Origin of the sequence: Azospirillum baldaniorum (assembly GCF_003119195.2) — a bacterium.
Lineage (GTDB): Bacteria > Pseudomonadota > Alphaproteobacteria > Azospirillales > Azospirillaceae > Azospirillum > Azospirillum baldaniorum.
Genome location: NZ_CP022262.1, coordinates 461,978 through 487,420 on the forward strand (window position 1 = coordinate 461,978; position 25,443 = coordinate 487,420).

22 protein-coding genes are annotated in these 25,443 nt (G+C 68.8%); 6 read left to right on the forward strand and 16 right to left on the reverse strand.

The window, feature by feature from the left end; genetic code table 11:
• Positions 1-7: 7 nt before the first annotated feature.
• Both Sp245p_RS33550 and aspT read right to left on the reverse strand, forming a co-directional pair.
• Positions 8-1,639 carry a bifunctional aspartate transaminase/aspartate 4-decarboxylase gene (locus Sp245p_RS33550; RefSeq protein WP_014199755.1) on the reverse strand — a complete coding sequence of 544 codons (1,632 nt, stop codon included), beginning with the start codon at positions 1,637-1,639 and terminating at the stop codon, positions 8-10.
• A 21-nt stretch (positions 1,640-1,660) separates the two neighbouring features.
• Complete coding sequence (aspT, locus tag Sp245p_RS33555; protein WP_041814295.1) at positions 1,661-3,349, reverse strand: aspartate-alanine antiporter; 1,689 nt, start codon at positions 3,347-3,349, stop codon at positions 1,661-1,663.
• 529 nt (positions 3,350-3,878) lie between these two features.
• On the opposite strand from aspT, the gene Sp245p_RS33560 reads away from it, so the two are divergent.
• The 5 genes from Sp245p_RS33560 (at position 3,879) to Sp245p_RS33580 (ending at position 9,376) form a co-directional block, all read left to right on the forward strand.
• Positions 3,879-5,225, forward strand: coding sequence for an ABC transporter substrate-binding protein (locus tag Sp245p_RS33560; RefSeq protein WP_014199758.1), 1,347 nt, complete (start codon positions 3,879-3,881; stop codon positions 5,223-5,225).
• A 75-nt stretch (positions 5,226-5,300) separates the two neighbouring features.
• Positions 5,301-7,013 (forward strand): ABC transporter permease, encoded by a 1,713-nt coding sequence (locus Sp245p_RS33565; protein ID WP_014199759.1) that lies wholly within the window; start codon positions 5,301-5,303, stop codon positions 7,011-7,013.
• A gap of 14 nt (positions 7,014-7,027) precedes the next feature.
• Positions 7,028-8,143 carry an ABC transporter ATP-binding protein gene (locus Sp245p_RS33570; RefSeq protein ID WP_041814298.1) on the forward strand — a complete coding sequence of 372 codons (1,116 nt, stop codon included), beginning with the start codon at positions 7,028-7,030 and terminating at the stop codon, positions 8,141-8,143.
• 13 nt (positions 8,144-8,156) lie between these two features.
• Positions 8,157-8,852: a phosphoglycolate phosphatase gene (gph, locus tag Sp245p_RS33575; RefSeq protein WP_014199761.1), complete on the forward strand. Its 696-nt coding sequence runs from the start codon at positions 8,157-8,159 to the stop codon at positions 8,850-8,852.
• Entirely contained in the window at positions 8,849-9,376 is a 528-nt protein-coding gene (locus Sp245p_RS33580; RefSeq protein WP_014199762.1) for a histidine phosphatase family protein, read from the forward strand. Before gph ends, Sp245p_RS33580 begins: the two co-directional genes overlap by 4 nt.
• A gap of 29 nt (positions 9,377-9,405) precedes the next feature.
• Here Sp245p_RS33580 and argE read toward each other — a convergent pair whose 3' ends face one another.
• From argE to Sp245p_RS33620, 8 genes are all read right to left on the reverse strand, one after another.
• Positions 9,406-10,563 carry an acetylornithine deacetylase gene (gene argE / locus Sp245p_RS33585; protein ID WP_014199763.1) on the reverse strand — a complete coding sequence of 386 codons (1,158 nt, stop codon included), beginning with the start codon at positions 10,561-10,563 and terminating at the stop codon, positions 9,406-9,408.
• A gap of 109 nt (positions 10,564-10,672) precedes the next feature.
• Positions 10,673-11,632, reverse strand: coding sequence for an agmatinase (locus Sp245p_RS33590; protein ID WP_014199764.1), 960 nt, complete (start codon positions 11,630-11,632; stop codon positions 10,673-10,675).
• Between the two features lie 41 nt (positions 11,633-11,673).
• A complete protein-coding gene (locus tag Sp245p_RS33595; RefSeq protein ID WP_014199765.1) occupies positions 11,674-12,096 on the reverse strand; it encodes a RidA family protein in 423 nt (140 codons plus the stop codon).
• A 131-nt stretch (positions 12,097-12,227) separates the two neighbouring features.
• Complete coding sequence (locus Sp245p_RS33600; protein ID WP_052584556.1) at positions 12,228-14,348, reverse strand: dipeptide ABC transporter ATP-binding protein; 2,121 nt, start codon at positions 14,346-14,348, stop codon at positions 12,228-12,230.
• A 4-nt stretch (positions 14,349-14,352) separates the two neighbouring features.
• A complete protein-coding gene (locus Sp245p_RS33605; RefSeq protein ID WP_109139304.1) occupies positions 14,353-15,216 on the reverse strand; it encodes an ABC transporter permease in 864 nt (287 codons plus the stop codon).
• 1 nt (position 15,217) lies between these two features.
• Positions 15,218-16,174 (reverse strand): ABC transporter permease, encoded by a 957-nt coding sequence (locus Sp245p_RS33610; RefSeq protein WP_014199768.1) that lies wholly within the window; start codon positions 16,172-16,174, stop codon positions 15,218-15,220.
• 67 nt (positions 16,175-16,241) lie between these two features.
• The gene (locus tag Sp245p_RS33615) at positions 16,242-17,744 is read right to left on the reverse strand and encodes an ABC transporter substrate-binding protein (RefSeq protein ID WP_014199769.1); all 1,503 of its coding nucleotides are present in this window, start codon (positions 17,742-17,744) and stop codon (positions 16,242-16,244) included.
• 322 nt (positions 17,745-18,066) lie between these two features.
• A complete protein-coding gene (locus Sp245p_RS33620) occupies positions 18,067-19,491 on the reverse strand; it encodes an MmgE/PrpD family protein (RefSeq protein WP_014199770.1) in 1,425 nt (474 codons plus the stop codon).
• Between the two features lie 174 nt (positions 19,492-19,665).
• Here Sp245p_RS33620 and Sp245p_RS33625 point away from each other — a divergent pair, with 174 nt between their 5' ends.
• A complete protein-coding gene (locus Sp245p_RS33625) occupies positions 19,666-20,622 on the forward strand; it encodes a LysR family transcriptional regulator (protein WP_158310467.1) in 957 nt (318 codons plus the stop codon).
• A 60-nt stretch (positions 20,623-20,682) separates the two neighbouring features.
• Here the strand turns inward: Sp245p_RS33625 and ptsP are convergent, their stop codons facing one another.
• From ptsP to Sp245p_RS33655, 6 genes are all read right to left on the reverse strand, one after another.
• Positions 20,683-22,455 (reverse strand): phosphoenolpyruvate--protein phosphotransferase, encoded by a 1,773-nt coding sequence (gene ptsP / locus Sp245p_RS33630; RefSeq protein WP_014199773.1) that lies wholly within the window; start codon positions 22,453-22,455, stop codon positions 20,683-20,685.
• Positions 22,445-22,786: an HPr family phosphocarrier protein gene (locus tag Sp245p_RS33635; protein WP_014199774.1), complete on the reverse strand. Its 342-nt coding sequence runs from the start codon at positions 22,784-22,786 to the stop codon at positions 22,445-22,447. The genes ptsP and Sp245p_RS33635 overlap by 11 nt, the downstream gene beginning before the upstream one ends.
• Positions 22,787-22,790: 4 nt before the next feature.
• Entirely contained in the window at positions 22,791-23,192 is a 402-nt protein-coding gene (locus tag Sp245p_RS33640) for a PTS sugar transporter subunit IIA (RefSeq protein WP_014199776.1), read from the reverse strand.
• Positions 23,193-23,318: 126 nt separating this feature from the next.
• On the reverse strand, positions 23,319-24,197 hold the full coding sequence (gene rapZ, locus Sp245p_RS33645) for an RNase adapter RapZ (protein ID WP_244439564.1): 879 nt from the start codon (positions 24,195-24,197) through the stop codon (positions 23,319-23,321).
• Between the two features lie 41 nt (positions 24,198-24,238).
• Entirely contained in the window at positions 24,239-24,754 is a 516-nt protein-coding gene (locus Sp245p_RS33650) for an HPr kinase/phosphorylase (protein ID WP_014199778.1), read from the reverse strand.
• Positions 24,755-24,910: 156 nt separating this feature from the next.
• Positions 24,911-25,357: a hypothetical protein gene (locus Sp245p_RS33655; RefSeq protein ID WP_014199779.1), complete on the reverse strand. Its 447-nt coding sequence runs from the start codon at positions 25,355-25,357 to the stop codon at positions 24,911-24,913.
• Positions 25,358-25,443: the final 86 nt, after the last annotated feature.

Below are 25,443 nucleotides of genomic sequence, written 5' to 3' on the forward strand. Positions count from 1 at the left end.
AGAAGCGTCAGTTGGGCTTGGTCACGCCGTCCGGCGCGTCCCCGCCCTGCCGCTGCCTCGTGAACTCCTCGTGGGACTGGTCGGCCATTCCGCGCAGCGAGCGCCCGATCGCCGCGTATTCGTACTCGTTCAGATTGGCCAGCGAGACGCGGGCGGCCGGTTGCAGGGTGCCGAAGCCCTTGCCCGGCAGCAGGACAATGCCGGTCTCCGCGGCGATGCGGAACAGCAGATCGTTCGGAACGAAGTTCGCCTTCACCCAGGCCGCGTAGTCCGGGCCGTAGAGCTTCAGCGCGATGTCCTCCAGGTCGAGGAGCGTGTAGTAATCCACCGCGTTCGGGTCGGACAGCGTCGGCAGGCCCAGCTCGCGGTACAGGGCGGCCTCGCGCCGGCGGATGACCTTCTTCAGCTCGGCCTTGTAGCCGTCCTGCTCGTCCATCAGGGCGAACAGCGAGAACAGCACCATCTGCACCTGCTGCGGCGTGGACAGCCCGGCGGTGTGGTTCAGCGCCACGGTGCGGCTGTCGGCGACCAGCCGGTCGATGAAGCGCAGGCCGCGCACGTCCGGGACCAGCGAGCCGTAGCGGCGGTCGAGCGCCGCCTTGCGCTCCTCCGGCAGGGCGGCGATCCGCTGGTCGCAGACGTTCGTCTTGTGGGTGGCGATGACGCCCAGCCGCCATCCCGTCGCCCCGAAATACTTCGAGAAGGAATAGACCAGCATGGTGTTTTCGGGGCAGACGGCGAACAGCGACCGGAAATTGTCGGCGAAGGTGCCGTAGACATCGTCGGTCAGGATGATCAGGTCCTTCCGCTCGTTCTTCACGATGGCGGCGATGCGGTCGAGGCTGCGGTCGTCCATCTTGACCGAGGGCGGGTTGCTGGGGTTGACGCAGAAAAACACCTTGACCGCCGGGTCCTTCAGCTTGTCCAGCTCGGCGTCCGGGTACTGCCAGCCCTTGGCCGGGTCGGCGTTGATGGCGACCTCCGTCAACCCGTACTCGTCGAGCTCCGGGATTTCGATGTAGGGGGTGAAGACCGGCAGGCCGATGGCGACCTTGTCGCCCCGCTCGACCAGCCCGTTCTGCTTCATCGAATTGAAGATGTAGGTCATCGCCGCGGTACCGCCCTCGACCGCGAACAGATCGACACTGCCGGGCGGCAGGAAGCCGCCGACCATCTCCTTCACCAGATAGTGCCGGACGACATCCTCGCTGATCGCCAGCATGCGCGGCGGCACCGGGTAGTTCGCCCCCAGCACCCCCTCCACCATCTCGTGCAGGAAGCCGGAGCCCGAGAGGCCGAGCTGGTCGCGCACGTAGCTCAGCGCGCGGCCGAGAAACACCACCCCCTCCTGGTCGCGGTGCTCCGAGACGTAGCGCTCGAACCGGCCCTCGATGCCCTCGAGCCGCGGCAGGCCGCCGACGCCGTTCGGCATGTAGGAGAAGGACAGCTCGGCCTCGGCGACGGCGAACAGGCCCAGCCGGAAGAAGGCCCGCCGCGGCAGGGTCGCCAGGAAGTTCGGGTTGCCGCGCCCCGCGTTGAGCATCAGCCGGTTCTCGCGGCCGGAGGCGAGCTTGATCAGTTCGTCCTTCAGTTCGAAGGGACTGAGCTTCGCGTATCGGCTGTAATCGATCGAGTCCATCAGGGGATCTCCTCATCTGGATCACACGAAGGCCACCACCAGCGGCCCCAGCAGGGTGAGGAAGACGTTCGCCAGCGCGTAGGTGATGGCGAAGGGAACGGTCGGGATCGAGTTGCCCGCCTTGTCGAGCACCTCGCCGAAGGCGGGGTTGGCGCTCCGCGATCCGGCGAGCGCGCCGGCGAAGATGGCCGCGTTGTCGTAGCGCAGCAGGTAGCGGCCGACGAACAGGGTGATGATCATCGGCACCAGCGTCACCACCACGCCGACCAGGAAGATGCTCAACCCGCTTTCGACCACGGTGCTGACGGCCTGCCGGCCCGATTGCAGGCCGACCACGGCGACGAAACCGGCCAGACCGAGGTCGCGCAGAAGCGTGGAGGCCGGTGTCGGCATGTTGCCGATGGCGAGGTTGCGGGTGCGGTACCAGCCGAACAGCAGCCCGGCCAGCAGGGCGCCGCCGCCGCTGCCCAGCGTCAGCGGGATGTCGCCGATGCGGATGACGGCCAGACCGACGAGCAGGCCCAGCGCCAGCCCCAGTCCATGGTAGATGAAGTCGGTCTTGTCGCTCGCGATGACCTCCGTCCCCACCGACGCGGCGACGCGCTGCACGTCCTCGGCGGTGCCGTAGAGCGTGACGACGTCGCCGGCCTCGATCACCGTGTCGGGGGCGAGCGGCAGCGGCCGGTCGCTCCGCTTGAGGCCGGTCACATAGACGCCGTGGTACAGGTTGGCGGAGGACAGCTTGCGGATCTCGGCGACGGTGCGGTGCACGAAGGCGGGGTTGGCGATGGCGACGTCGCGCACCAGCATGATGAGGTCCATGCCCTGCGAGGACTGAAGCTCCGGGCCGAGCGTGTCGGCGAGGCCGACGACCCCGGACCGCCTCCCGACCAGCAGCACGACGTCCCCGGCCTCCAGCCGCAGGTCCGGCTGCATCCCGATCAACGCGTTGTTGCGCTTCACCCGCTCCACGCTGACCGGACCGTCGGCGGAGTCCGCCTCGATCTGCGCCACCGTCCGCCCGGCCGCCCGCTCGATCCGGTACAGGCGCCCGACCAGGGGCGGCATGGCGTATTCCTCACCCCGCGCCAGAAAATGGGCGCCGGCCAGCATCGCGGTTTCCGCCTTGATGGCGTCGTCGCGGATGCCGCGCTTCATGATCCAAGGCAGCAGGTTGACGCAGACCAGGATGGCGCCGAACGACCCGAAGATGTAGGTGACGGCGTAGCCGACCGCGACGTTGCCCTGGAGGCGCTGCACCTCCTCCGCCGGCAGCCCGAGTTTGCCGATGGCGGAACTGGCGGTGCCGATGATCGCCGACTGGGTCAGCCCGCCGGACGCGATGCCCGCCGCCAAGCCTTTGTCGAGACCGGTCAAGCGGGCCATGATCACGACGGTGACCAGACCGCTGATCGCCAGCACCGCCGCCAGGATGATTTCGCGGATCGACTGCCGGCCGAGCGATTGGAAAAACTTCGGCCCGCTTTCAAAGCCGACCGCATAAATGAACAAAGCGAACAGAACCGCTTTGACGCCGTTGTCGATGGACACGCCGATCTGGCTGATCACCACGGCGACCAGCAATGATCCGGCGACGCCGCCAAGCTGAAATTTGCCAAATTGAAATTTACCGATCCAATAGCCGCCGGCCAGGGAGAGAAATAACGCAATTTCTGGGGATTGATTGACGATCGAGTGGAGCCATGACATGGGGGTTCCTTCAAAAGTTTATTTTGTGCGCGCACCGTGATGGGAAAGGTCGTCAAGTGAAATAGCAATGGAGATCGGAGGTCAAGGTGCGCAAATCTGCTCCATAAATGACAATATTTTTGGGAATACGATTGTGTTTTAAATGGATGTGCGAATTCTATTGTTTGTTATCAGCGGTTTGCGGGGTCTTTGCCGTTGGTTTTTGTTTTAAATATTTTGTTAGGTCACCGATGCGCCGCACAGACCCATTCAAGGAGAGGCTGGATGCTTTGAAAGGGGGTAACGCTTTTGGCCGCGGCGTCGCCTTCTTCGTTGCCGGGCTTTGCCGCCGTGCGGAGCTGATCTCCGATCCAAGGTGACGAGGTCCTGCGGCCGGACCGCCCTGTTCCCGCCGTTACCCATCGCAACCGCCCGATGTTACCGGCTTTACCCATCCTCCGGGCGCCACTCCAGTAAATTCGCCTGCGAACGGTCTGGCACGCGGATTGCTGAAAGAGCACGCAGAAAAACACTGGGAGGAACCATACCTATGTCTCGCACGCTGCATGGCGTCGCGGCCGCCCTGGCCGTCCTGCTTGCTTCCAGCACCGCCGCCTTCGCCCAGGACCCGTCGGGCAAGCTGGTCGTCGTCACCTCCTTCCCGAAGGACCTGACCAGCGCCTTCCAGCAGGCCTTCCAGAAGGCCTATCCGAAGGTCACGCTGGAGGTTCTGAACCGCAACACCAACGCGGGCGTGAAGTATCTCCAGGAAACGGCGTCGAACAACGGCACCGACCTGTTCTGGGCCTCCGCTCCCGACGCCTTCGAGGTTCTGAAGGGCGCCAACCTGCTGCAGGCCTACAAGCCGAAGGTCGAGGGCATCCCGGAGAAGGTCGGCGCCTACCCGATCAACGATCCCGAGGGCATGTACGCCGGCTTCGCCGCCTCGGGCTATGGCATCATGTGGAACAGCCGCTACATGAAGGCCAACGAGCTGCCGGCCCCCAAGGAGTGGTCGGACCTCGCCAAGCCGGTCTATTACGACCACGTCGCCATCTCCGCCCCGTCGCGCTCCGGCACCACGCACCTGACCATCGAGACCATCCTCCAGGGCGAGGGCTGGGAGAAGGGCTGGCGGACCAACAAGGAGATCGCCGGCAACTACCGCACCATCACCGAGCGCAGCTTCGGCGTGCCGGACGGCGTGAACTCCGGCAGCTTCGGCATCGGCATCGTGATCGACTTCTTCGCGCTGTCGTCCCAGGCCTCGGGCTTCCCGGTGGAGTTCGTCTATCCGACGGTCACCACCATCGTGCCGGCCAACATCGGCATCGTGAAGAACGCCCCCAACAAGGCCGCCGCCGAGACCTTCGTCGACTTCATCCTGTCGCCGCAGGGCCAGGAGGTCCTGTTGCAGCCGGCCATCCGCCGCCTGCCGGTCAACCCGGCGACCTACGCCAAGGCCCCGGCCGATTACCCGAACCCGTTCAAGGACACCTCGCTGGGCTCGCAGGTGAACTTCGACGTCGAGGTGTCGCAGGCCCGCTACAACGTGGTGGACGCGCTGTTCGACCAGCTCATCACCTTCCAGCTCGACGGGCTGAAGGCGGCGACCCGCGCCATCCATCAGGCCGACGCCGCGCTGGCCAAGAAGCCCAACGACAAGGCCAAGGCGCTGCTGGCCGAGGCGCGCGACCTCGTCGCCGCCATGCCGGTGACCGCCCAGGAGGCCGCCGACCCGCAGCTCTCCGGCGCCTTCACGGTGGAGCGCAAGAGCGCCACCGACGCCGTGCCGGAGCGTCAGGCCCAGGTCGAGCAGAAGTGGGCCGCCTTCGCCAAGGACAACTACGCCGCCGCCCGCAAGAAGGCCGAAGAGGCCCTGGCGCTGGCCCGCTGACCCGAGCGTGACGGGAGGGGCGCCCCGCGCGGGCGCCCCGCCTCGCCTTCTCCCCCGATACCATTGGGCTGAACCATGACGTCTCTTGCGCTCACGCGCGAAAGCATCGCGCGCGTGCGGCCGGGGCCGGCGGTGGCGGCTGTGCTGATCGCGCTGTTCCTGCTGCTGTTCCTCGTCGTGCCGGTCGTCCAGGTCATCTTCGTCGCCTTCCAGGACAAGACGACCGGGTCCTTCACCCTGATCAACTTCGTCGACTTCTTCCGGAACGACCTGTTCATGCGGTCGTTCTGGAACTCCTTCTACGTCTCCGCCATGTCGGTGGTGGTGGCGAGCGCGCTGGCCCTGCCGCTGGCCTACTTGACGACGCGCTTCGAGTTCCGCGGCGCCGTGCTGATCCAGAGCCTGGGCATCATCCCGCTGATCATGCCGCCCTTCATCGGTGCGGTGGCGATGCAGCTCCTGTTCGGGCGCAACGGCACGGTCAACCTGCTGCTGCGCGACCATTTCGGCATCTCCATCCCGTTCATGGAGGGGCTGAACGGCGTCATCTTCGTGCAGAGCATCCACTATTTCCCGTTCATCCTCATCAACCTGTCGGCCAGCCTGAAGAACATCGACCGGGCGATGGAGGAATCGGCGCAGAACCTCGGCTGCCACGGCTTCCGGCTGTTCCGCCGCATCGTCTTCCCGCTGGCCATGCCGGGCTACGTCGCCGGCGCGTCGCTGGTCTTCATCAAGGTGTTCGACGACCTCGGCACGCCGCTGCTGCTGAACGTCAACGACATGCTGGCGCCGCAGGCCTACCTGCGCATCTCCTCCATCGGTATCGCCGACCCGATGGGCTACGTGATCTCGGTGGTGCTGATCGTCTGCTCGCTGCTCGCCCTCTGGGTGTCGGCGCTGGCGATGAAGGGCAAGGACTACGCGACCGTCCAGCGCGGCGGCGGCGGTCTGGCGCGGCGGCGCATGAAGCCGCTGGAGCTGGTGGCGGCCTACGCCGTCGTTCTGCTGATCCTGGTGCTGGTGCTGGCGCCGCACATCGGCCTGACGCTGCTGTCCTTCGCGACGATCTGGTCCTTCAGCCCGTTCCCCGACGCCTTCACGATGAAGCATTACGGGACCGTCTTCCTGGAGAGCGGCCAGTACATCACCAACACGCTGCTCTACGCCTCGCTGGCGGCATTGCTCGACGTGGTGATCGGCACGGCCATCGCCTATCTGGTGCTGCGTAGCAAGCTGCCGGGCCGGCAATGGCTGGACTACATCGCCATGGCGGCGCTGGCGGTGCCGGGCGTGGTGCTGGGCATCGGCTATCTGCGCAGCTTCTACGACGTGCCCATGCCCTTCACCGGGCAGCCGCTGTCCGGCTTCTGGCTGATCCTGGTCTTCGCGCTGGCGATCCGCCGCCTGCCCTACGCGCTGCGCGCCTGCACCGCGGCCCTGCAGCAGGTCAGCAACTCGCTGGAGGAGGCGGCCGAGAATCTGGGCGCCACCAAGCTGCGCACCATCAGCCGCGTGGTCGTGCCGCTGATGTCCGGCGGCATCCTGGCCGGCTTCGTCACCAGCTTCGCCACCGCGGCGGTCGAGCTGTCGGCGACCATCATGCTCGTCCATTCGCAGAGCGACGCGCCGCTGGCCTACGGCCTCTACGTCTACATGCAGTCGGCGGCCGGGCGCGGTCCCGGGGCGGCGCTGGGCGTCTTCGCCGTCGTCATCGTCGGGCTGGGAACCTACCTGTCGCACGTCATCATCGAGCGGGGCCGGCGCGAGCGCGGCCAGGACCATTGAGGGGAACCGCCACCATGAACCATCAATTCTCCCCCACCTCCCTGGCCGCCGGAATGGAGAGCGTCGGCGTCCGCATCGATGGCGTGGACCTGTCCTACGGCAGCCACCGCGTGCTGAAGGACATCCATCTCGACATCAAGCCAGGGGAGTTCTTCGCCTTCCTCGGCCCGTCGGGCTGCGGCAAGACCACGCTGCTGCGGCTGATCGCCGGCTTCAACACGGCGCAGCGCGGGGCGGTGACGATCGGCGGGCGCGACATCTCGGGCCTGCCGGCGCACAAGCGCGACGTCGGCATGGTGTTCCAGAGCTACGCGCTGTGGCCGCACATGACGGTGCGCCGCAACGTCGCCTTCGGGCTGGAGGAGCGGCGCGTGCCGCGCGCCGAGATCGAGCGGCGGGTGGACGCGGCGCTCGACCTCGTCGGGCTGAAGCATCTGGCCGACCGCCGCCCGTCGCAGCTCTCCGGCGGCCAGCAGCAGCGCGTCGCGCTTGCCCGCACGATCGTGATCGAGCCGAAGGTGCTGCTGCTGGACGAGCCGCTGTCGAACCTCGACGCCAAGCTGCGCGTGCAGATGCGCCAGGAGCTGCTGAGCCTTCAGCGCAAGCTGGGGCTGACCACCATCTTCGTCACCCACGACCAGGAGGAGGCCAACACCATCTGCGACCGCATCGCGGTGATGGAGGACGGCATCGTCCAGCAGGTGGGCACCCCGCAGGAACTGTACGACCACCCGGCCAACCTGTTCGTCGCCGGCTTCCTCGGCACCGCCAACGTGCTGGAAGGGCAGGTGCGCGCCGTGGACGGCGGGACGGCCTTCGTCATGGGCGGCGGCGTGCCGATCCCGCTGCCGCATGGCGTGGAGCCGGGGGCCGCGGGCAAGCTGATGTTCCGCCCGCAAAATCTCTTTATCCGCCAGGACGGCGGGCCGCCGCGCGCGGGCCATGTCCGGCTGATGGGCGTGGTGCGGCATCGCGAGTTCCTGGGCGCCTCGATCCGCTACGCGGTGGACATCGGGGGGCAGCAGGTGCAGGTTGACGCCCCGCACCAAGCCGGTGACGCGCTGCTGCCGACCGACACCCCGATCACCCTCGACCTCGCGGCCGACAAGGCCCGCTTCCTGCGCCGATAGGAGTCGCACTCCGGTGACCAGCCTTCTCAACCGCACGTTCTTGCGTGCTGTCGCCTTCGATCTCGACGGCACGCTGGTGGACAGCGCCGCCGACCTGATGCACGCCTCCAACGCCCTGCTCGCCGAGCTGGGCCGCCCGCCGGTCGATCTGCCGGCGGTGCGCTCCTTCATCGGCGACGGGGTGGCCAAGCTGGTGGAGCGGGTCCTGACCGCCACCGGCGGCCTGCCCGGAGCGGAGGAGACGGCGGCCCACACCCGCCGCTTCCTGGCGATCTACGAGGCCGACCCCAGCGCTCACAGCGCGCTCTATCCCGGCGTCGCGGAGACGCTGACGGCGCTGTCCGCGGCCGGGCTGAAGCTGGGTGTTTGCACCAACAAGCCGATGGCGGCGACCCGGCGGCTGCTCGCCGACCTGGGCATCGCGGACCGCTTCACGGCGGTGGTCGGCGGCGACAGCTTCCCCAGCCGCAAGCCCTCGCCGGAGCCGGTGCTCGGCCTGCTCGCCCTGATGGATGTCCGGCCCGAGGAAACGGTGTTCGTCGGCGACAACGAGCATGACGTGGCCGCCGCCCGCGCCGCCGGGGTGGCGGGGGTGCTGGTGCTGCGCTACGGCTACGCGCGGGTGCCGCTCGACAGCCTTCCCCACGACGGCATCCTGGAGCGCTTCGGCGACCTGACGGGGGCGCTGTCCGAGGGTTCCCCGGCATGAGCCGTCCCACGCTGGATCGGGTCGTTTTCTGTCGGCATGGCGAGACGGAAAGCAACCTTGGCGGTTGGCTGGCCGGGTCGCGCGACGTGTCGCTGACCGACCGCGGGCGGGCGCAGGCCCACGCGGCGGCGGCGGCGCTGACCGCTCAGGGCAGTCCGGTCGCGGCCATTTATTCCAGCCCGCAGCGGCGCGCGCTGGAAACCGCCGGCATCATCGGCGCGGCGCTGGGCCTTCCGGTGGCCGTTGTCCCCGGTCTGGAGGAGCGGCGCTGGGGTGACCTGGAAGGGGGCGCCGTGCCGGGGGATCTCCTGCGCGAGGAGGTGCCGGGGGGTGAAAGCCTCGCCGCCTTCCAGGCCCGTGTCACCGCGGCGTTGAGCGGGTTGCCGATTCCGGCGGATGGGCAGTCCCCCTTGATCGTGGCGCACGCCGGCACGTGGCACGCCTTGTGCCGCTGGATGGGCGTCGACCCGGACACGCTCTGGCCGCCCAACGCGACCCCGGTCACGCTGACGCGCGGCCCCTGACCGGAGGCCGCGCGGAAAACGTCGGCTCGTCAGGCCAGGCGGGTCAGCAGAAGATCCAGCATGCGGTCGCAAGCCGCCAGCTGCTCCTCCGCGATGAACTCGTCCGGCTTGTGGGCCTCGCCGATGCTGCCGGGGCCGCAGACGACGGTGGGAAGCGACAAGCGCTGCTGGAACAGGCCGCCTTCGGTGCCGAAGGAAATCTTGCCCAGGCTGTTTCCTCCGGTGAGCGCCTTGACAAAGGACACCACCTCCGAGTCCCCGTCGGTGTCGAGCGACGGATAGCTGGACAATTCGGCGATCTCGACGGCGGCGGCGGGAAAGGCGCTTCGCGCGCGCGTTTCGATGGCCGCCGCCTCCGCCCGCACCGCGTCGAGCAGAGGCTCCACCGGGTCCTGCGGCAGGTGGCGGATTTCCATATCGAGGCGGCAATGGTTGGGCACGATGTTCAGCGCGCTGCCGCCCTGGATGACACCGGCGTGGATGGTGGTCCACGGCACGTCGTAATCGGCGTCGCGCGAGCCTTCGGTCTGCACCCGCTCCTGCAGCCGGCGCAGTCCCGTAAGCATGTCGCAGGCCATATGAATGGCGTTCATCCCTTGCGGCGCCAAGCTGGAATGGCATTCGACCCCGCGGCAGTCGATGCGCAGCGCCGTCTTGCCCTTGTGGGCCGTGACCACCTGCATCAGGGTGGGTTCACCGACGATGCAGAAGCGCGGGCGGACCGGCAGGGCGGCCATCATGTCGATCAGGCGGCGCACGCCCAGGCAGCCGACTTCCTCGTCGTAGGACAGCGCAAGATGAAGGGGCTGGCTGAGCGTCCGCCCGGAGGCCCGCTGGGCCAGGGCCATCGCGGCGGCGACGAAGCCCTTCATGTCGGCGGTTCCCCGCCCATAGAGATTCCCGGCCCGGCGGGTCAGGCGGAAGGGGTCGCTGGTCCAGGCCTGCCCGTCCACCGGAACCACATCGGTGTGGCCGGACAGCAGGACACCCGGACGGTCGGCCGGGCCGACGCTGGCGAAGAGATTGGCCTTGCGCCCGTCCTCGCTCGGCACCAGCCGCGTGGTGGCGCCGGCCGCCTCAAGCCGCTCCTTCGCCCAGAGAATGAGGTCGAGGTTGCTGTCGCGGCTGACCGTGGGAAAGGCCACCAGCCGCTCCAGAATGTCCAGCGTCGCACCCATGGCGGTCATGGTCCTTCTTCCTTGGTCTTTCAGCCCTGGCTTTCACAAGCCGGCGGTGCCGTCGGGACGGAGGCGGCCGGCGGCCGGCCTCCCCCGTTCCTCGGTCAGGCCGGTCCGTTCACTTGGCGTCGAAGTAGCCGGCCTGGATGGTCTTGCCGATCAGGTTGCAGATGATGCGGCCGGCGGTGATGGCGGTGATGCCGTTCACGTCCTTCTTGGGCGTGATCTCCACGATGTCCATGCCGACCACGCGGCCCTTCTTCACCAGACCGTGGATCAGCGTGCGGATCTGGGGATAGGTCACGCCGCCCGGCGCCGGGCCGTTGACGGCCGGCATGATGGTCGGGTCCATGCCGTCGGCGTCGATGGTCAGGTAGTAGCGCCCGCCGTCGGGAATGCGGTCGAGCACCGCCTTCATGCCGACGTCCTGCAACTCCACGTCGGGGATCAGCACGGCGCCGTAGGCCTGGGCCGCTTCGACCTCCTCCGGCCGGGCGCTGCCGGCGGAGCGCAGGCCGATCTGGAAGATCTGGCCGACATGGTCCATCTCCGCGGCGCGGCGGATCGGGCTGGAATAGCCGCCGCGGGCGCCGTTCACATGGTCGCGCCAGTCGAGGTGCGCGTCGATGTGCACGAGCGTGATCGGGCCCTGGTCGTCGTAGGCGCGCAGCACCGGGATCGGGATGCCGTGGTCACCGCCGATGATGATGGGGAGCATGCCCTTGGCGAGCATCGCCCGCACCACCGCCTCGGCGTTGCGGTAATGCAGGTCGAGGTCGCGCGGGTTCGCCTTCACGTCGCCGCAGTCCACGACCTTGATGTCCTTCCCGCCGAGCAGCGGACCGCCGATGTCGAAGTCCCAGCGCTCCAGCTGGCGCAGCGCCCGCTCGGTGTAGCGGCGGACCCAGGTCGGGGCGTTGGTCTGGTCGTTGGTCACCTCGTCGATCGAGTAGGGATCGCCGTAGGGGATGCCGAGGATGCCGATGTGGCCGTCGAGCTGGTCGAGATCCGTGCAGATGGGGAAGTCGAGGAAGCTCTGCAGTTCGCGGCGCGGCGGGTTGGTCAGGGTGCTGCTCATGGCGGGCGTTCCAGGTTTCTTCTGTGGGATGCGGGAAGGGATCAGGGGGCGTCGGGGATCACGGCGATGGCGTCGACCTCGACCACCCACTCCGGCCGCGCCAGGGCGCTGACGACGATGCCGGTGGAGACGGGATGGACGCCCTTCAGCCACTTGCCGATGGTGCGGTAGACCGGCTCGCGGTAGCGCGGGTCGGTGATGTAGACGGTGATCTTGCAGATGTGCTCCATCTTCGCGCCGGCCTCGTCCAGCAGCATCTTGATGTTGCTCATGGCCTGCTCGGTCTGGCCGGCGGCGTCGCCGATGGCCACGCTCTCGCTGGTGTCGAGGTTCTGGCCGATCTGGCCGCGCACGAAGACCATCGCACCGCGGGCCACGACCGTCTGGCAGAGGTCGTTGTCCAGCGCCTGCTCGGGATAGGTCTTCTTGGTGTTGAACTTGCGGATGCGGGTGTGGGTGGTCATGGGTCGGTTCTCTCTTGGGTGAACGGGTGCGCCGGGCATGGGGAGGGCGTGTCCGGGGAGCCGAAAAAGCTCCCGGCCGTCACGCCGCCCGGAAAGGGGTGGCTGCGGGTCAGGCGGTCAGTGCGGGGCGATCAGTGCAGGGCCGCCAGTTCGGGGAAGACCGACGCCCGTTCCGCCAGCTCGGCCAGCGGGATGTGGCAGGCGATGCGGTGGCCGTCGGTTGCCGTCTGCACCGGCGGCGCGCGCTCGTCGCAGATGGCGCCGAGCTTGCGCGGGCAGCGGCCGCGGAAGGCGCAGCCCCCGCCGCCGGGCGGTGCCGTGGAGTCCTCCAGCAGGATGCGCTCGGGCTCCGGCCCGTCCTCCGCCCCGCTCAGCCGCGGCACCGCCGACAGCAGCGCCTCGGTGTAGGGGTGGTAGGGCGGGCGCAGGACCCGGCCGATCGGTCCCTCCTCGCAGATGGTGCCGCCGTAGACGACCAGCACGCGGTCGGCGATGTGCGACACCACGGCGATGTCGTGGGTGATGAACAGGTAGGACAGCCCCAGCTCGTCCCGCAGGTCGGCCAGCAGGTTGAGGATGTTCGCCTGCACCGAGACGTCGAGCGCCGACACCGCCTCGTCGCAGACGACGAACTCCGGATCGGTGGCCAGGGCGCGGGCGATGTTCACGCGCTGGCGCTCGCCGCCGCTCAGCTCGTGCGGGTAGCGGTCGGCGTAGGCGGCGGGCAGGCCGACGCGGGTCAGCAGGGCCGCGATCATCTCCCGGCGCTCCGCCTCGCCCTGGCGGCCGGCGAGGACGAGCGGGCGCTCCATGGCCGCTCCCACCGTCTTGCGCGGGTTGAGCGAGGCGGCGGAATTCTGGAAGACCAGCTGGGCGCGGCGGCGCAGGTCGCGGTTGCCTTCCTTGGCCTGCTTGACGAAGTCGGCGCCGTCGAACAGCACCGTGCCGGCGGTCGGCTCGATCAGCGCCAGCAGAGAGCGGCCGATCGTGCTCTTGCCGCTGCCGCTCTCGCCGACCACGCCCAGCACCTCGCCGCGCTGGATGGTGAAGGAGACGTCGTCGACCGCCACCGTGCCGTCGCGGCGAAGCCACGGTAGGATCGAGCGGCGCTCGCCGAAGACCTTACGCAGCGCATCGACCTGCACCAGCGGGGCGGTGCGGGCCGGCGGCGCTGCCTGCGGCCGGGACGCGGTCGACTCTTCCGGCCACGGGGTGCCGGCCAGGGCCTCGGCCTTCCAGCAGCGCACGCTGTTGCCGGCGGCGTCCCCGCGCAGCGCCTGGGGCAGGCGGCGGCAGGTCTCCTCGGCGAACGGACAGCGGGGCGCGAAGACGCAGGATTCGGAGGCGCCCGACAGCTTGCTGACCGTGCCGGGGATCGAGGACAGGCGGTGCCGGCGGTCGGTGGTGATGCGCGGCAGCGCCGCCACCAGACCCTTGGTGTAGGGATGGACCGGCCGGGCCAGCACGTCGCGGGTGCGCCCGGTCTCCACGACCTCGCTGCCGTAGAGGACGCAGACCGAATTGCAGATGCGGTTGACGATGCCGAGGTTGTGCGAGACGAACAGGGCGCTCAGATGGTGGCTCTCGCACAGGCCGGCGAGCAGCTCGATGATCCGCGCCTCGACTGTGACGTCGAGCGCCGTCGTCGGCTCGTCGAGGATCAGCAGCTTGGGGTCGCAGCCGAGCGCGGTGGCGATCAGCACGCGCTGCTGCATGCCGCCCGACAGCTGGTGTGGGTAGGACTGCGCGATGCGCCGCGGCTCGCGGATGCCGACCTCGGCCAGCAGCTCCTCCACCCGCGGTGCTGCCTGCCGGGGAGTGAAGCCCTTGTGCTGGACCAGCGGCTCGGCGATCTGCCGCCCGACGGTCAGCGCCGGGTTCAGCGAGGTGAAGGGGTCCTGGAAGACCGCGGCGATGCGGTCGCCGCGCAAGCTCCGGCGGTGCGCGGCGGACAGGCGGCGCAGGTCGGTCCCCTCGAACAGGATCTCGCCGCCGTCGATGCGCCCGGCCTCGCCCAGCAGGTCGAGGATGGCCATGGCGACGGTGCTCTTGCCCGAGCCGGACTCGCCCACCAGCCCCATGACCTCGCCTGGCCGGATCGCGAAGCTGACGTCGCTGGCGGCGCGCAGCGTGCCGCGCGGGCTGGCGTAGTTGATGGTGAGGTTGCGCACCTCCAGCAGGGCGGAAACGGCGGTCGCGGAGGCCGGGGTCGGATCGGGAGACGCGGCGGAAAGGGGCACGAGAGCGGTCATGGGGTCAGTGTCCTCCCGTGTTGCGGGGGTCCAGCACGGCGCGCAGTCCATCGCCCAGCAGGTTGATGCCGATCACGGTGATGCCCATGGCGAGGCCGGGGCACAGCGCGATCCACGGCGCTTGCTCGACGAAGGGCCGGGCCTCGCTGATCATCAGGCCCCAGTCGGAGGAGGGCGGCTGGGCGCCCATGCCGATGAAGCTGAGGGCGGCGCCCAGCAGGATGGCGAAGACGACGCGCAGGCTGGACTCGACCGCCAGCGGCGGCCAGATGTTCGGCAGGATCTCGTGGAACAGGATGTAGGCGGTGCTCTCGCCGCGCAGCCGGGCGGCGGTGATGAACTCCTCCTGCATCAGCTCCAGGGTGATGGCGCGGGTCAGGCGGACCACCTGCGGCACATAGACGATGCCGATGGCGACGACCGCCTTCCACAGGGCCGGCGGCGTGACGGCCAGGACGAGGATGCCCAGCAGGATGGGCGGGAAGGACATCAGCACGTCCATGCAGCGCATGATGATCTCGTCGGTCCGGCCGCGGCCGTAGCCGGCGACCAGCCCCAGCGGCACGCCGACGAGCAGGCTGATGGCGGTGGCCGCGACGCCCATGACCAGCGAGTTGGTCGTGCCGACGAGGGTGCGGCTGAACACGTCGCGGCCGTATTCGTCGGTGCCGAACCAGAAGTCCGGCCCCGGCGGCTGGAGCCGGCTCATGATGTTCATCTCGTCGTAGGGGTAGGGGGCCAGCCAGGGGCCGGCCACGGCGACCACCAGCAGCGGCGCCAGCAGCGCGAGCCCGAGGACGAGCGAGGTGGGCCAGCGCTTCGGAGCGGAGCGGGGCGGGGCGGCAGGGGTTTGGCTCGCGGCGGTCATGTCAGGCGTTCCCCATGCCATGGCGGATCTTCGGGTTGACGAACGCGTAGAGGAGGTCGGCCGCCAGGTTCGCCAGGCAGTAGGCCGTCGAGATGATCAGGATGGTCGCCTGGATCAGCGGCAGGTCGTGGCGCTGGATGGCGAACAGCAGCAGCCGGCCCATGCCGGGGAAGGAGAAGACCGTCTCGATGACCACGACGCCGCCGAGGATCAGGCCGAAATCGATGGCCAGCACGGTGATGGTCGGCAGCAGCGCGTTGCGCAGGGCGTGGCGGACGATCACCACCTTCTCCGGCAGGCCCTTGGCGCGGGCGTATTTCACGTAGTTGGTCTGCAGGACGTCGATCATGCTGGAGCGGGTCAGCCGCGCGATGCGGGCGATCAGCATCAGCACCAGCGTGACGACCGGCAGGACCAGATGCGACGCCCAGGGCACGAAGCCGTCGGCGAGCGGCGCGTAGCCGCCGGTCGGCAACCATTTCAGGTAGCTGCCGAAGATCAGAACCAGGACGATGGCCCAGAAGAAGTCGGGAACGGCGATGCCGAGATAGGACACGCCCGAGACCATCTGGTCGGCCATGCGCCCGCGGCGCACCGCGGCCAGGACGCCGGCGCCGATGCCGATCACCGTCACCACCGCCAGGGCCACCACCGCCAGGACCAGGGACCGGCTCAGCGCCTCCATCAGGATGGGTGCCACCGGCTGCTCCAGGACCAGCGAGCGGCCGAGATCGCCCTGCAGGATGCCGGCGGCCCAGCGGCCGTACTGCACGATCAGGGGCTGGTCGAGACCGAGCTTGACCGTGATGGCGTCGATCACCTCCTTCGAGGCGAACTGCCCGGCGATCATCGACGCGACGTCGCCCGGCATGGCCTGCGTCACCAGGAAGACGAGGATCGACATGACGACCAGCACCATCGCCAGATAGGCCAGCCGGGTGAGTGTGTAGAGGAGCATGGAGAGAGCTTCCCTTGGCCCGGGGCCGTCGGGAGCGCGGCGGGCGCTCCCGACGCCGTCGACGGCTCTACTGGCCGACCGAAACGTTGCGCAGGTCGAGGAACATCATCGGGTGGGAGGTGAAGCCCTGCACCCGCGCGCTCACGCCGTTGACGTGGTTGATGACGTAGGGGATGACGCCGGGAGCGTCCTGGACGGCCAGCGCCTGCACCTCGCCATAGAGCTTCTTGGCCTCCTCCTCGCTGGACGCCTGACGGGCGCCGTCGAGCAGCTTGTCCATCGCCGGGTTGGAGTAGTTCCACAGCGCGGCGTTCCACGACCCGCGCGAGTGGTACCAGGGGTAGACCGAGGTATCGATCGTCGGGCGGCTGAAGAAGCCGTCGATGTAGAAGCCCGCCTTGCCCTCGATGTCCTTCAGGAAGACGTCGAAGGGCACGCGCTGCACGTTGACGGTGATGCCCGCCGGCTTCAGCAACTCGCGGACCGCGAGGCCCAGACGCTCGCGGGTGGCGCGGCCGGCCGGGGTGTAGAGCGTGACCTCGAAGCCGTTGGGATAGCCGGCCTCGGCCAGCATCTTCTTCGCGGCGGCCGGGTCGCCCTTGGCGATGGCCAAGTCCTTGTTGAAGTAGGGATGGCTCGGCGGGATCGGCGAATGGGTCGGCGTGCCGTAGCCGAACAGGGCGATCTGGGTGATCGCCTGCTTGTCCAGCGCCGTCGCCACGGCGCGGCGCACGCGCACGTCGTCGAACGGCTTGGTCGTGCCGTTCATGATGACGCCGTCCCAGGTGGAGGTCGGCACGGCTTCGGCCTTCAGGTTGGACGTCGCCTTGACCTTGTCCACCGCCTCCGGCGGCAGGTTCCAGGCGAGGTCCAGCTCACCCGTGGTCAGCGCCGCCACTTGGCTGGCCGTCTCGGGCAGGATGCGGATCACCACCTCGTCCAGCTTCGGCAGGCCGGCCTCGAAATAGGTCGGGTTGCGCTTCACCACCATGCGGTCGCCGGGCGCGAAGGAGACGAACTGGAAGGGGCCGGTGCCGACGGGGTTGGAAGCCAGCGTGTCGAGGCCGTCGCGCGGCACGATGCGGGCCTGACGCTCGCCGAACAGCTCGGCGAAGCCGGAGTAGGGGGACTTCAGCGTGAATTCCACCGTGTGGGAATCCACAGCCTTCATCGACTCCACGATCTCGAAATTCACGCGGGCGGTGGAGCCGGTCGCCTTGTCCTGGATGCGGGTGATGGTGGCGAGCACGTCCTCGGCGTCCATCTCGCGGCCGCTGTGGAACTTCACGCCCTTCTTCAGGAAGAAGGTCCAGGTCTTGAGGTCGGCGCTGTGCTCCCAGCGCTCGGCGAGGTCCGGCTTCAGCGTCATGTCGGCGGCGATCGCCGTCAGGCCGTTGAAGAGGAGGTAGGCGGCCACATACTCCTGGCCGCCCTTCATCTTGGCGGGGTCGAGGGTGTTCAGGTTCGAATCCACCGCCACCTTGAGCGTGCCGGCGGCCTGCGCGGACAGCGCCGTGCCGGAGAGGAGGAAAGCCGAGAGCACAGCCCGTGCCACCAACCGTTTCACCATGATGAAGCCTCTCTGCTTGCGGGGTCCGTTGTGGACCTTGGTTCCTGTTGCCTCGACGCTCTCACAGACCCGTCATGGGCGGAAAGGCCAAGACCATGCCGCCCGGCGGAGCAAGATGCGCCTTAATAATAGGCAAATCATGCGTTGTGGGCCGTGTGCCTGATTTTCAATCACCGCTGAAGCCCGGAATTTGCTCGTAAAATTCCGTTCGTTGGACTGACAATCTTGCTCAAAAATTAGGCTGGATTGTGGACGCCCCGCCAGCACCATGAATGAATTTTGCAGGGACCATGAATGCAAGCGTATGCTGTCGGCCCGCATGTCAGCCGATCGAGCCGTTCAGAAGCCCGTCCAGCTGAGGCAGAGTATCGATATCCAGCAACTTCCGATGGAGCCGCGCCGCTGCCTCCGGTCTCATGGCGCGTCCGGCACAGTCATGGAACTTCCCGGTATGTTCCTGCGCCGACAGGGGCCGGGCGACAGTGCCGCGGGCCGAGGCGCAGAAGCGGCGGAACACCCGTCCGGTCGCGGTTTCCACCGTCACATCGGCGCCTTCCGGGGCCAGCCGGGCCCGCTCGGGATCGGCGTTCCAACCGGGATCGGGCCGCAGGCTCACACGCTCCATGGCCGCGCGCAGACGCGGGTCGGCCAGCGTCGCCGCGGTCAGGTGATCCAGAGTCAGGTCGCCGTGCAGCATCACGCAGGCCACCGCGAAGGGCAGGCTGAAGCGGGCTTCGCCGGGAGTGGCCGGGCGGTCGTAGGTGAGGTTGGCAGCCACCACGGGCGGTACGACGCAGCGCGCCGCCGTGATGTCCGACGGAGCCAGCCGGTGTTCCATCATCAGGTCGCGCACCGCGTCGGCCGCCGCGTGCGAGGAGAGGCAGACCGGATAGGCCTTGGTGTCGATGCCCGGGTCCAGCAGGTGCCACCGCCGGCCCAGGGCCGCCAGCGCCGTGGGATCGAACCGGCCCTGCGCCACCAGCCGGGCAAAGCCCCGCGGGTCCTCCACCACGCCGTGCGGCACGGCCCCGCCACGCTTGGCCAGACGCGCCGCGCGCAGCCCGTTGGCGGCGGCCTGCGCGGCCAGCAGCGGCTTGGCGCCCGTGCCGAAGCAGGCCCGCATGCCGCCGGCTCCGCAGAGCGCAAAAGCAATGGCGTCGGCGGCCCGGTCGCCGTCCAGCTTGAAGGCCTTGGCCGCCGCGGCTGCGGCGCCGACCACGCCGAACAGCGCGGTGGTCCACCAGCCGGCCTCATACACCCCGTTGCCGAGGGCGATGGCCAGCGCGTATTCCGCCTCCGCACCGGCAACCACGGCGGTCAGCAGATCGGCTCCGGTGCCTCCGGCCGCCTCCACCGCGGCCAGAGCGGTCGGCACCACCACGGCCGACCCATGGACGAATCCGGCATAGGAGTTGTCGTCGAAATCCAGCGCATGGGCGGCGGCGGTGTTCGCGAAGGTGGCCCCTTCGGCGTTGAGGCGTCCGCCTCCCAGCAGGGTGGACGGGCCGGGGGCATGGATGTCCAGCGCGTCCTCCCGCGCCAGGCGGGCGGTGTCGGTGCCCACTCCGGCCAGAGCCACGCCCAGCGTGTCGATGATGCAGGCGCGGGCCGCCGCGGCCACGTCGTCGGGAATGCCGTCGCGCTCCAGGCCGGCCAGCCAATGGCCGATGAGTCGGGCGGCGGGCTGGGTCGCAGGCTGAATCGTGGACTGGCCGGCGGTGATGGAGGGGAGGGGAGGGGTGGTCATGATGGGACGCTCGCAAGGGATGACGACCCCGTGAGGCTGCCCACGACTGTTCCGCCCCGTCACGTCAAGAAATGACTTTCATGGTGGGGATGAACTGCGTTCATAATGCGCCACCGCCCGGGTCTCCATCGGGACCTGCCCCACGACCGCCAGAAGACGAAGCCCGCCCGCCCCATGCGCCATCGCGACTTTGACCTCGACGCCCTCGAAGTGTTCGTGACCGTGGCGGAGCTGGGCAACATGACCCGAGCCGCCGGTCAACTGGGCCTGACCCAGTCGGCCGTGTCGCACGTGGTGCGTCAACTGGAAACCGCCTTCGCCACCCAGCTGTTCGACCGGAGCATCCGCCCGATGGCGCTGACCGCCGCCGGTCACCGGCTCTGGCACTGGAGCAAGCGCATCCTGAACGATGCCCGCCAACTGCCGGCGGTGATCGGCGGCAAGGATGCGCCTTTCGTGCCGGAACTGCGGCTCGGTTGCATCGACACGCTGGCCGCCCCGTTCATGCCGCGGCTGCTTCAGCAATTGCGCGACGGCGTGCCCTCCTTCAGCATCGCAGCGGGTCTGAGCCGGCAGCTGCGGGAGCAGTTCATGGCCCGGCGCCTGGATGTCATCTTCACAAACGAGTCCTTCGACGACATGGATCAGGTGGACAGCGCCCGGCTGGTCACCGAGCCCTTCGTGCTGCTGGTGCCGCGCAACGCGCCGGAGGTCGCCGACGAGGCCGGGCTGCGCGCGCTTTCGCAGGCGTTGCCGCTGATCCGCAACACGGCGGACAGCAGCCTCGGCCGTATGGTGGACCAGCATCTGCGCCGCCTGGGCCTGGAGATTCCGCGCAGCTTCGCGTTCGACGCCGTCGACACGATGATGGCCATGGTGGCGGAGGAGATGGGGTGGAGCCTGCTTCCACCGACCGCGCTGGTGAAAAGCCGCCAGCATCTGGGGCGCCTGCGGGTTCTGCCCTTTCCGGCCGCGAGCTTCCGCCGGTCCATCTTCGTGATCGCCCGCAAGGGGGAACTCGGCGCGCTTCCGGCCCGCATCCACAAGGTCGGCCGCGGCATTCTCACCCAGGGCTACTTCACCGAACTGTTCATCTCTTGGCCCTGGCTGAAGCCTATGATCGGGCGGTGAGAATGGCGTCCGCGGCCAAGATGGAGTTGCGCGGACGCCGTTTTACCTTCGAGCGGTGTCTCAGCCGACGGCGTTGAAGTCGTCCAGCAGGGCGGCGATGCGCCCACTGTCGCTCTGGTCCATAATGACGCGGGCGCGGCGCGTGGCTTCCTGAAGGTCCAGCTTGCGGATGCGCCGCTTCACCAGGGGGATGGCCGGCGGGACCATCGACAGGTCGCGCACGCCGAGCCCGAGCAGCAGCGCCGTGTAGCGCGAATCGCCGGCGATCTCGCCGCAGACCGACACCGGGATGCGGGCGCGCAGCGCCGCCTCGATGGTGAACTGGATCAGGCGCAGCACCGCCGGGTGCAGCGGGTCGTAGAGCGAGGCGACCTGTTCGTCGCCGCGGTCGATGGCCAGCGTGTACTGGGTCAGGTCGTTGGTGCCGATGGAGAAGAAGTCGGCGGCGTAGGCCAGCGCGTCCGCCGACAGCGCCGCTCCCGGCACCTCCACCATCACTCCCACCGGCGGCAGCGGGTCGGCGATGGGGACGCCGCGGCGGCGCAGGCGGCGGGCCACCTGGCCCATCATCTCGCGCACGCGCTGCACCTCGGCGACCGAGCAGATCATCGGCAGCAGGATGCGCAGGGGCCCATGGACGCCGGCCCGCAGCATGGCGGCGAGCTGTGTCTCCAGGAGCTTCGGCTCGCGCAGGCCCAGCCGGACGGCGCGCAGGCCGAGCGCCGGGTTCGCCGGCTCGCCGTAGCGGCCGGCCATCCAGCCGGCCAGCTTCTCCCCGCCGACATCCATGGTGCGGGCGGTGACGGTGCGCCCGCCCATGCCCTCCACGATGGAGCGCAGGACGGTGTACTGCTCGTCCTCGTCCGGCAGCTGGTCGCGGTTCATGAACAGGAACTCGGTGCGCAGCAGCCCGATCCCTTGCGCCCCGTTCTCCAGCGCGTGGTCGAGGTCGCGCGGCAGTTCCAGATTGGCCTGGAGCGTCACCGCGGTGTTGTCGCGGGTGACCGCCGGCAACTTGCGCAGGCCCTTCAGCTGCTCGCGCTCGCGCTCGCGTTCGGCGCGGCGTTGCCGGTAGTCCTCCAGCACCTCGGGGGTGGGGTCGATGATGACGCGCCCCTGCACCCCGTCGACGATGACCGTGATACCGTTCTTCAGGCCGGCCAGCAGCCCGCCGACGCCCAGCACCGCCGGAATGCCCAGCGAGCGGGCCATGATCGCCGTGTGCCCCTCGGCGCCGCCGAGCACGGTGGCGAATCCGGCGACGCGGCGCGGGTCGAGCAGGGCGGTGTCCGCCGGGGTCAGCTCCTCGGCCAGGATCACCGCGCCGGGATTCAGCATGGAGAAGGCCTGATACTCGTGCCGCATCAGGTTGCGGATCAGCCGCCGTCCAACCTCGCGCACGTCGGCGATGCGCCCGGCGAGGTAGCTGTCCTCCATGCTCGCGAAGGTCTGGGCGATGGTGGCGATTTCCGCCTGGACCGCGGCCTCGGCGTTGACCAGCTCCTGCTGGATGCGGCGCTCGACGCCGCGCGTCAGGCGGGAGTTGGTGACCATCGCCAGATGGGCGTCGAGAAGGAAGCCGATCTCCTCCGACGCCGAGCCGGGCAGCACCAGTGCCTTGGCCTTCAGCTTGCGGATCTGGCGGCGCGCCTTGCCGCAGGCGTCGGCGAAGCGCGCAGCCTCGGCCTCCACCTGATCGGCGGTGAGCGTGTATTCGGGAACGCGGATGGCGCCGCTCTCCACCACATGGGCCGGGCCGATGGCAATGCCGGGCGAAACGCCCAACCCGCGCAACGACCGTCCCTGGCCGGCGGCCGGAACGTCAGTCTTCATCGAACTTGCGGGTGATCAGATCCACGAGAGCGGCCATGGCCTCCTCGGCCTCGCGGCCGTAGGCGTACAGCTCCACCGAGGTGCCGGGGCCGGCGGCCAGCATCATCAGGCCCATGATGGATTCGCCCGACACCTGCGTCTCGCCGCGCCGCACCTCGATTTCGGCATCGAAGGTGGCGACCAGCTTCACGAATTTCGCCGCCGCGCGGGCGTGCAGGCCGCGCTGGTTGCTGATCGTGACGGTCTGGCAGATTTCGGGATTCCTCTCCGGATTCTGTCCGTCGATACCAGGGGCGCCTTGTGCGGGCGCCTTCTCGTCTGGAGAACTCATCGGGTCACCCGTCCGACAGCAGCGAGGAAGCGACGTTGATGTACTTCTGACCGGCCTCGCGCGCGGCGGTCACGGCGTGGGTCAGCGTTTCCTGGCGGCGCACGCTGGCCAGCTTGATCAGCATCGGCAGGTTCACACCGGCGATCACCTCGACCTTCGCCTTGTCCATGATGGAGATGGCGAGGTTGGACGGGGTTCCGCCGAACATGTCGGTCAGCACGACGACGCCGGACCCGTCGTCCACGTCGGCCACGGAGTTCAGAATGTCCTGGCGGCGCTGCTCCATGTCGTCGTCTGGGCCGATGCACACGGCCCGCACCTGCTGCTGCTCACCCACCACATGCTCCAGCGCGGCGATGAACTCTTCCGCGAGGCGCCCGTGGGTTACCAGAACCATACCGATCATGGGACATCCTTCAATTCTGGAGCCTCCCCCGAAGCCACATTCTTATTGCGGCACTTATGAACGATCCCTTATCCGGATCGATCCGACCCGCTAGCCGGTCGACCTTCGGCGGCCGACCTCCAGCGGTCAGCCGGCGCGCGGGGCCTGCCGGTCCAACTCCCGATGGCTGATCCCGACCTTCAGCCCCAGCCCGCCCAGCCAAGCGGCCAGCCGTTCGGCGACGAACACCGACCGGTGCTTGCCGCCGGTGCAGCCGACCGCGATGGTCAGGTAACTCTTGCCCTCCTGGTTGTAGCGCGGCAGAAGCGGCTGCAACAGGTCCGTCAGATGACGGAAGAATTCGGCGAAATCCGGGTCTCCCTCAACCCGCGCCGCCACGCGGGGGTCCAGGCCGGTCAGCGGTCGCAGATCCGGATCATAATGGGGATTTGTCAGGAAGCGTACGTCGAACACGAGGTCCGCCTCGCGAGGCAACCCCATCCGGAACGAGAAGGAGGTGACGAAGACCTGGAGCGCGGTCTGGCTGTCGATCTGGAAGTTGCCGGCCAGGATGCGGCGCAGGTCGTGGATCGACAATTGCGTGGTGTCGATGGTCACATCGGCCTGCTGCTTCAGCGGCAACAGCATGGTGCGTTCCAGCTGGATGCCGTCCGGAACCGGGCGATCGATGGCCAGCGGGTGGCGGCGGCGCGTCTCGGTGAAACGGCGCTGCAGCGTCTCGTCCCCACAGTCGAGGAAGACCAGCCGCACCTCCAACCCGGCGTGGGCCTTCAGCGCCTCGACCTCCTCCAGCATGGCATGGGCGGAGAAATCGCGGGTGCGGCTGTCGATGACCAGGGCCAGCGGCCGCTTGCGCGGGTCCGCCTGCTCCAGCAGCGCCGGGACCAGCGAGAGGCGCAGGTTGTCCACCGCCTCGTAGCCCAGATCCTCCAGCGCCTTCAGCGCGACGGACATGCCGGCTCCGGACATGCCGGTGACCAGCACGAGTTGGCCGTCCGGGCCCATTGGCCGTTCCGTCAGCAAGTTATCCAGGGAATGGCGGTCGGTCATGGCAGGTTCGGAACCTTTCCCAGCGAGCCGGCCCGCGCGGCGGCGGCGGCCAGCTTGAGCTTGGCCGGAGTCGAGGCGTCGAAGGGGCAGAGGGCGAGGCGCGGGACGGCCCGGTCGAGAAGATCCGCGGCCTCTTCCATGGGCAGACGCTCCACGACGTCGCGCGGCACCAGATCGACGACCAGCCCGACCTCCGCCTCTGCGGCGGCGGGCAGGGGCATGATGCCGACGCCCCGCACCTCCAGCAGGCCGGCCAGCGCCGCCGGGGCCGTCGCCATCAGCCTGTCCCGGTCGACGCGCAGTTCCACCTGGTCATCGGCAACCAGCAGCGCCCCCGCGTCGATCATCCGCAAGGCCAGATCGGACTTGCCGCTGCCCGACGGTCCCCGCAGCAGCACGCCGACGGGCGTTTCGCCGCGGTCGCCGCCGCCCCGTATGCCGCCGCTGCCGCCGTTTCCATGGCCGTCATTCCATGTGCCGACCAGGACGCAGGTGCCGTGAATCGTTACCATGATCCCGCGAAGGTGAGGCGTGCCGCTGGTTCTGTCAATGGGATGCCGAAAATGCATCCTTTTCCCGCCCGATACGCCTCGAATGCGCGGGTGCGACCGCCATTTCCCGGCCAATAACCCGGCCGAGCCGCGGCGACCGCCGCGCGAGTCCCGGCCTCAGGCCGGCCGGTCGCAGCCCGCGGTCAAGCCGATGCGCAGGGCCGGACGGACGGTGCGGCGGATGTCCGCCAGTTCGCTGGCCAGCGCGTCGCGCCGGCGGATCATCTCGTCCAGATCGTCCAGCTCCGCAGCCTCCTGGCAGGCCGTGCGGAAATCCTTCTCGCGGGCCAGCCGGGTCAGCAGATGGGTGTAGCTGTCGGCGATGGTCGCCAGATGCCGTTGCGCGCCCTGGAGCGCTTCCGCCAGCTGCGTCCGTTCGTTGGCTGATGCCCGCATCATCCGGGCCAGCTCGCCCTGCTGGACGCTGGCGTCGTTGATGAGGCGGGCCAGCCGATAGCGGCGGAAGTCGATCACCCTGGCCGAGGCTGGGGCGACCGGAGCCACGGCGGCTTCGTCGGTCCGGCACGGTGCGAACGGCGTGAGGTCGGGCTTGATGTCGGACATGGCCCTCTTCCGGTTGGTGACGTCCGGTTGTCGAAAGGCCAGCCGTCGCAGGCGCGGGAATGACCGTAATCGAGCATCCGCCGCAC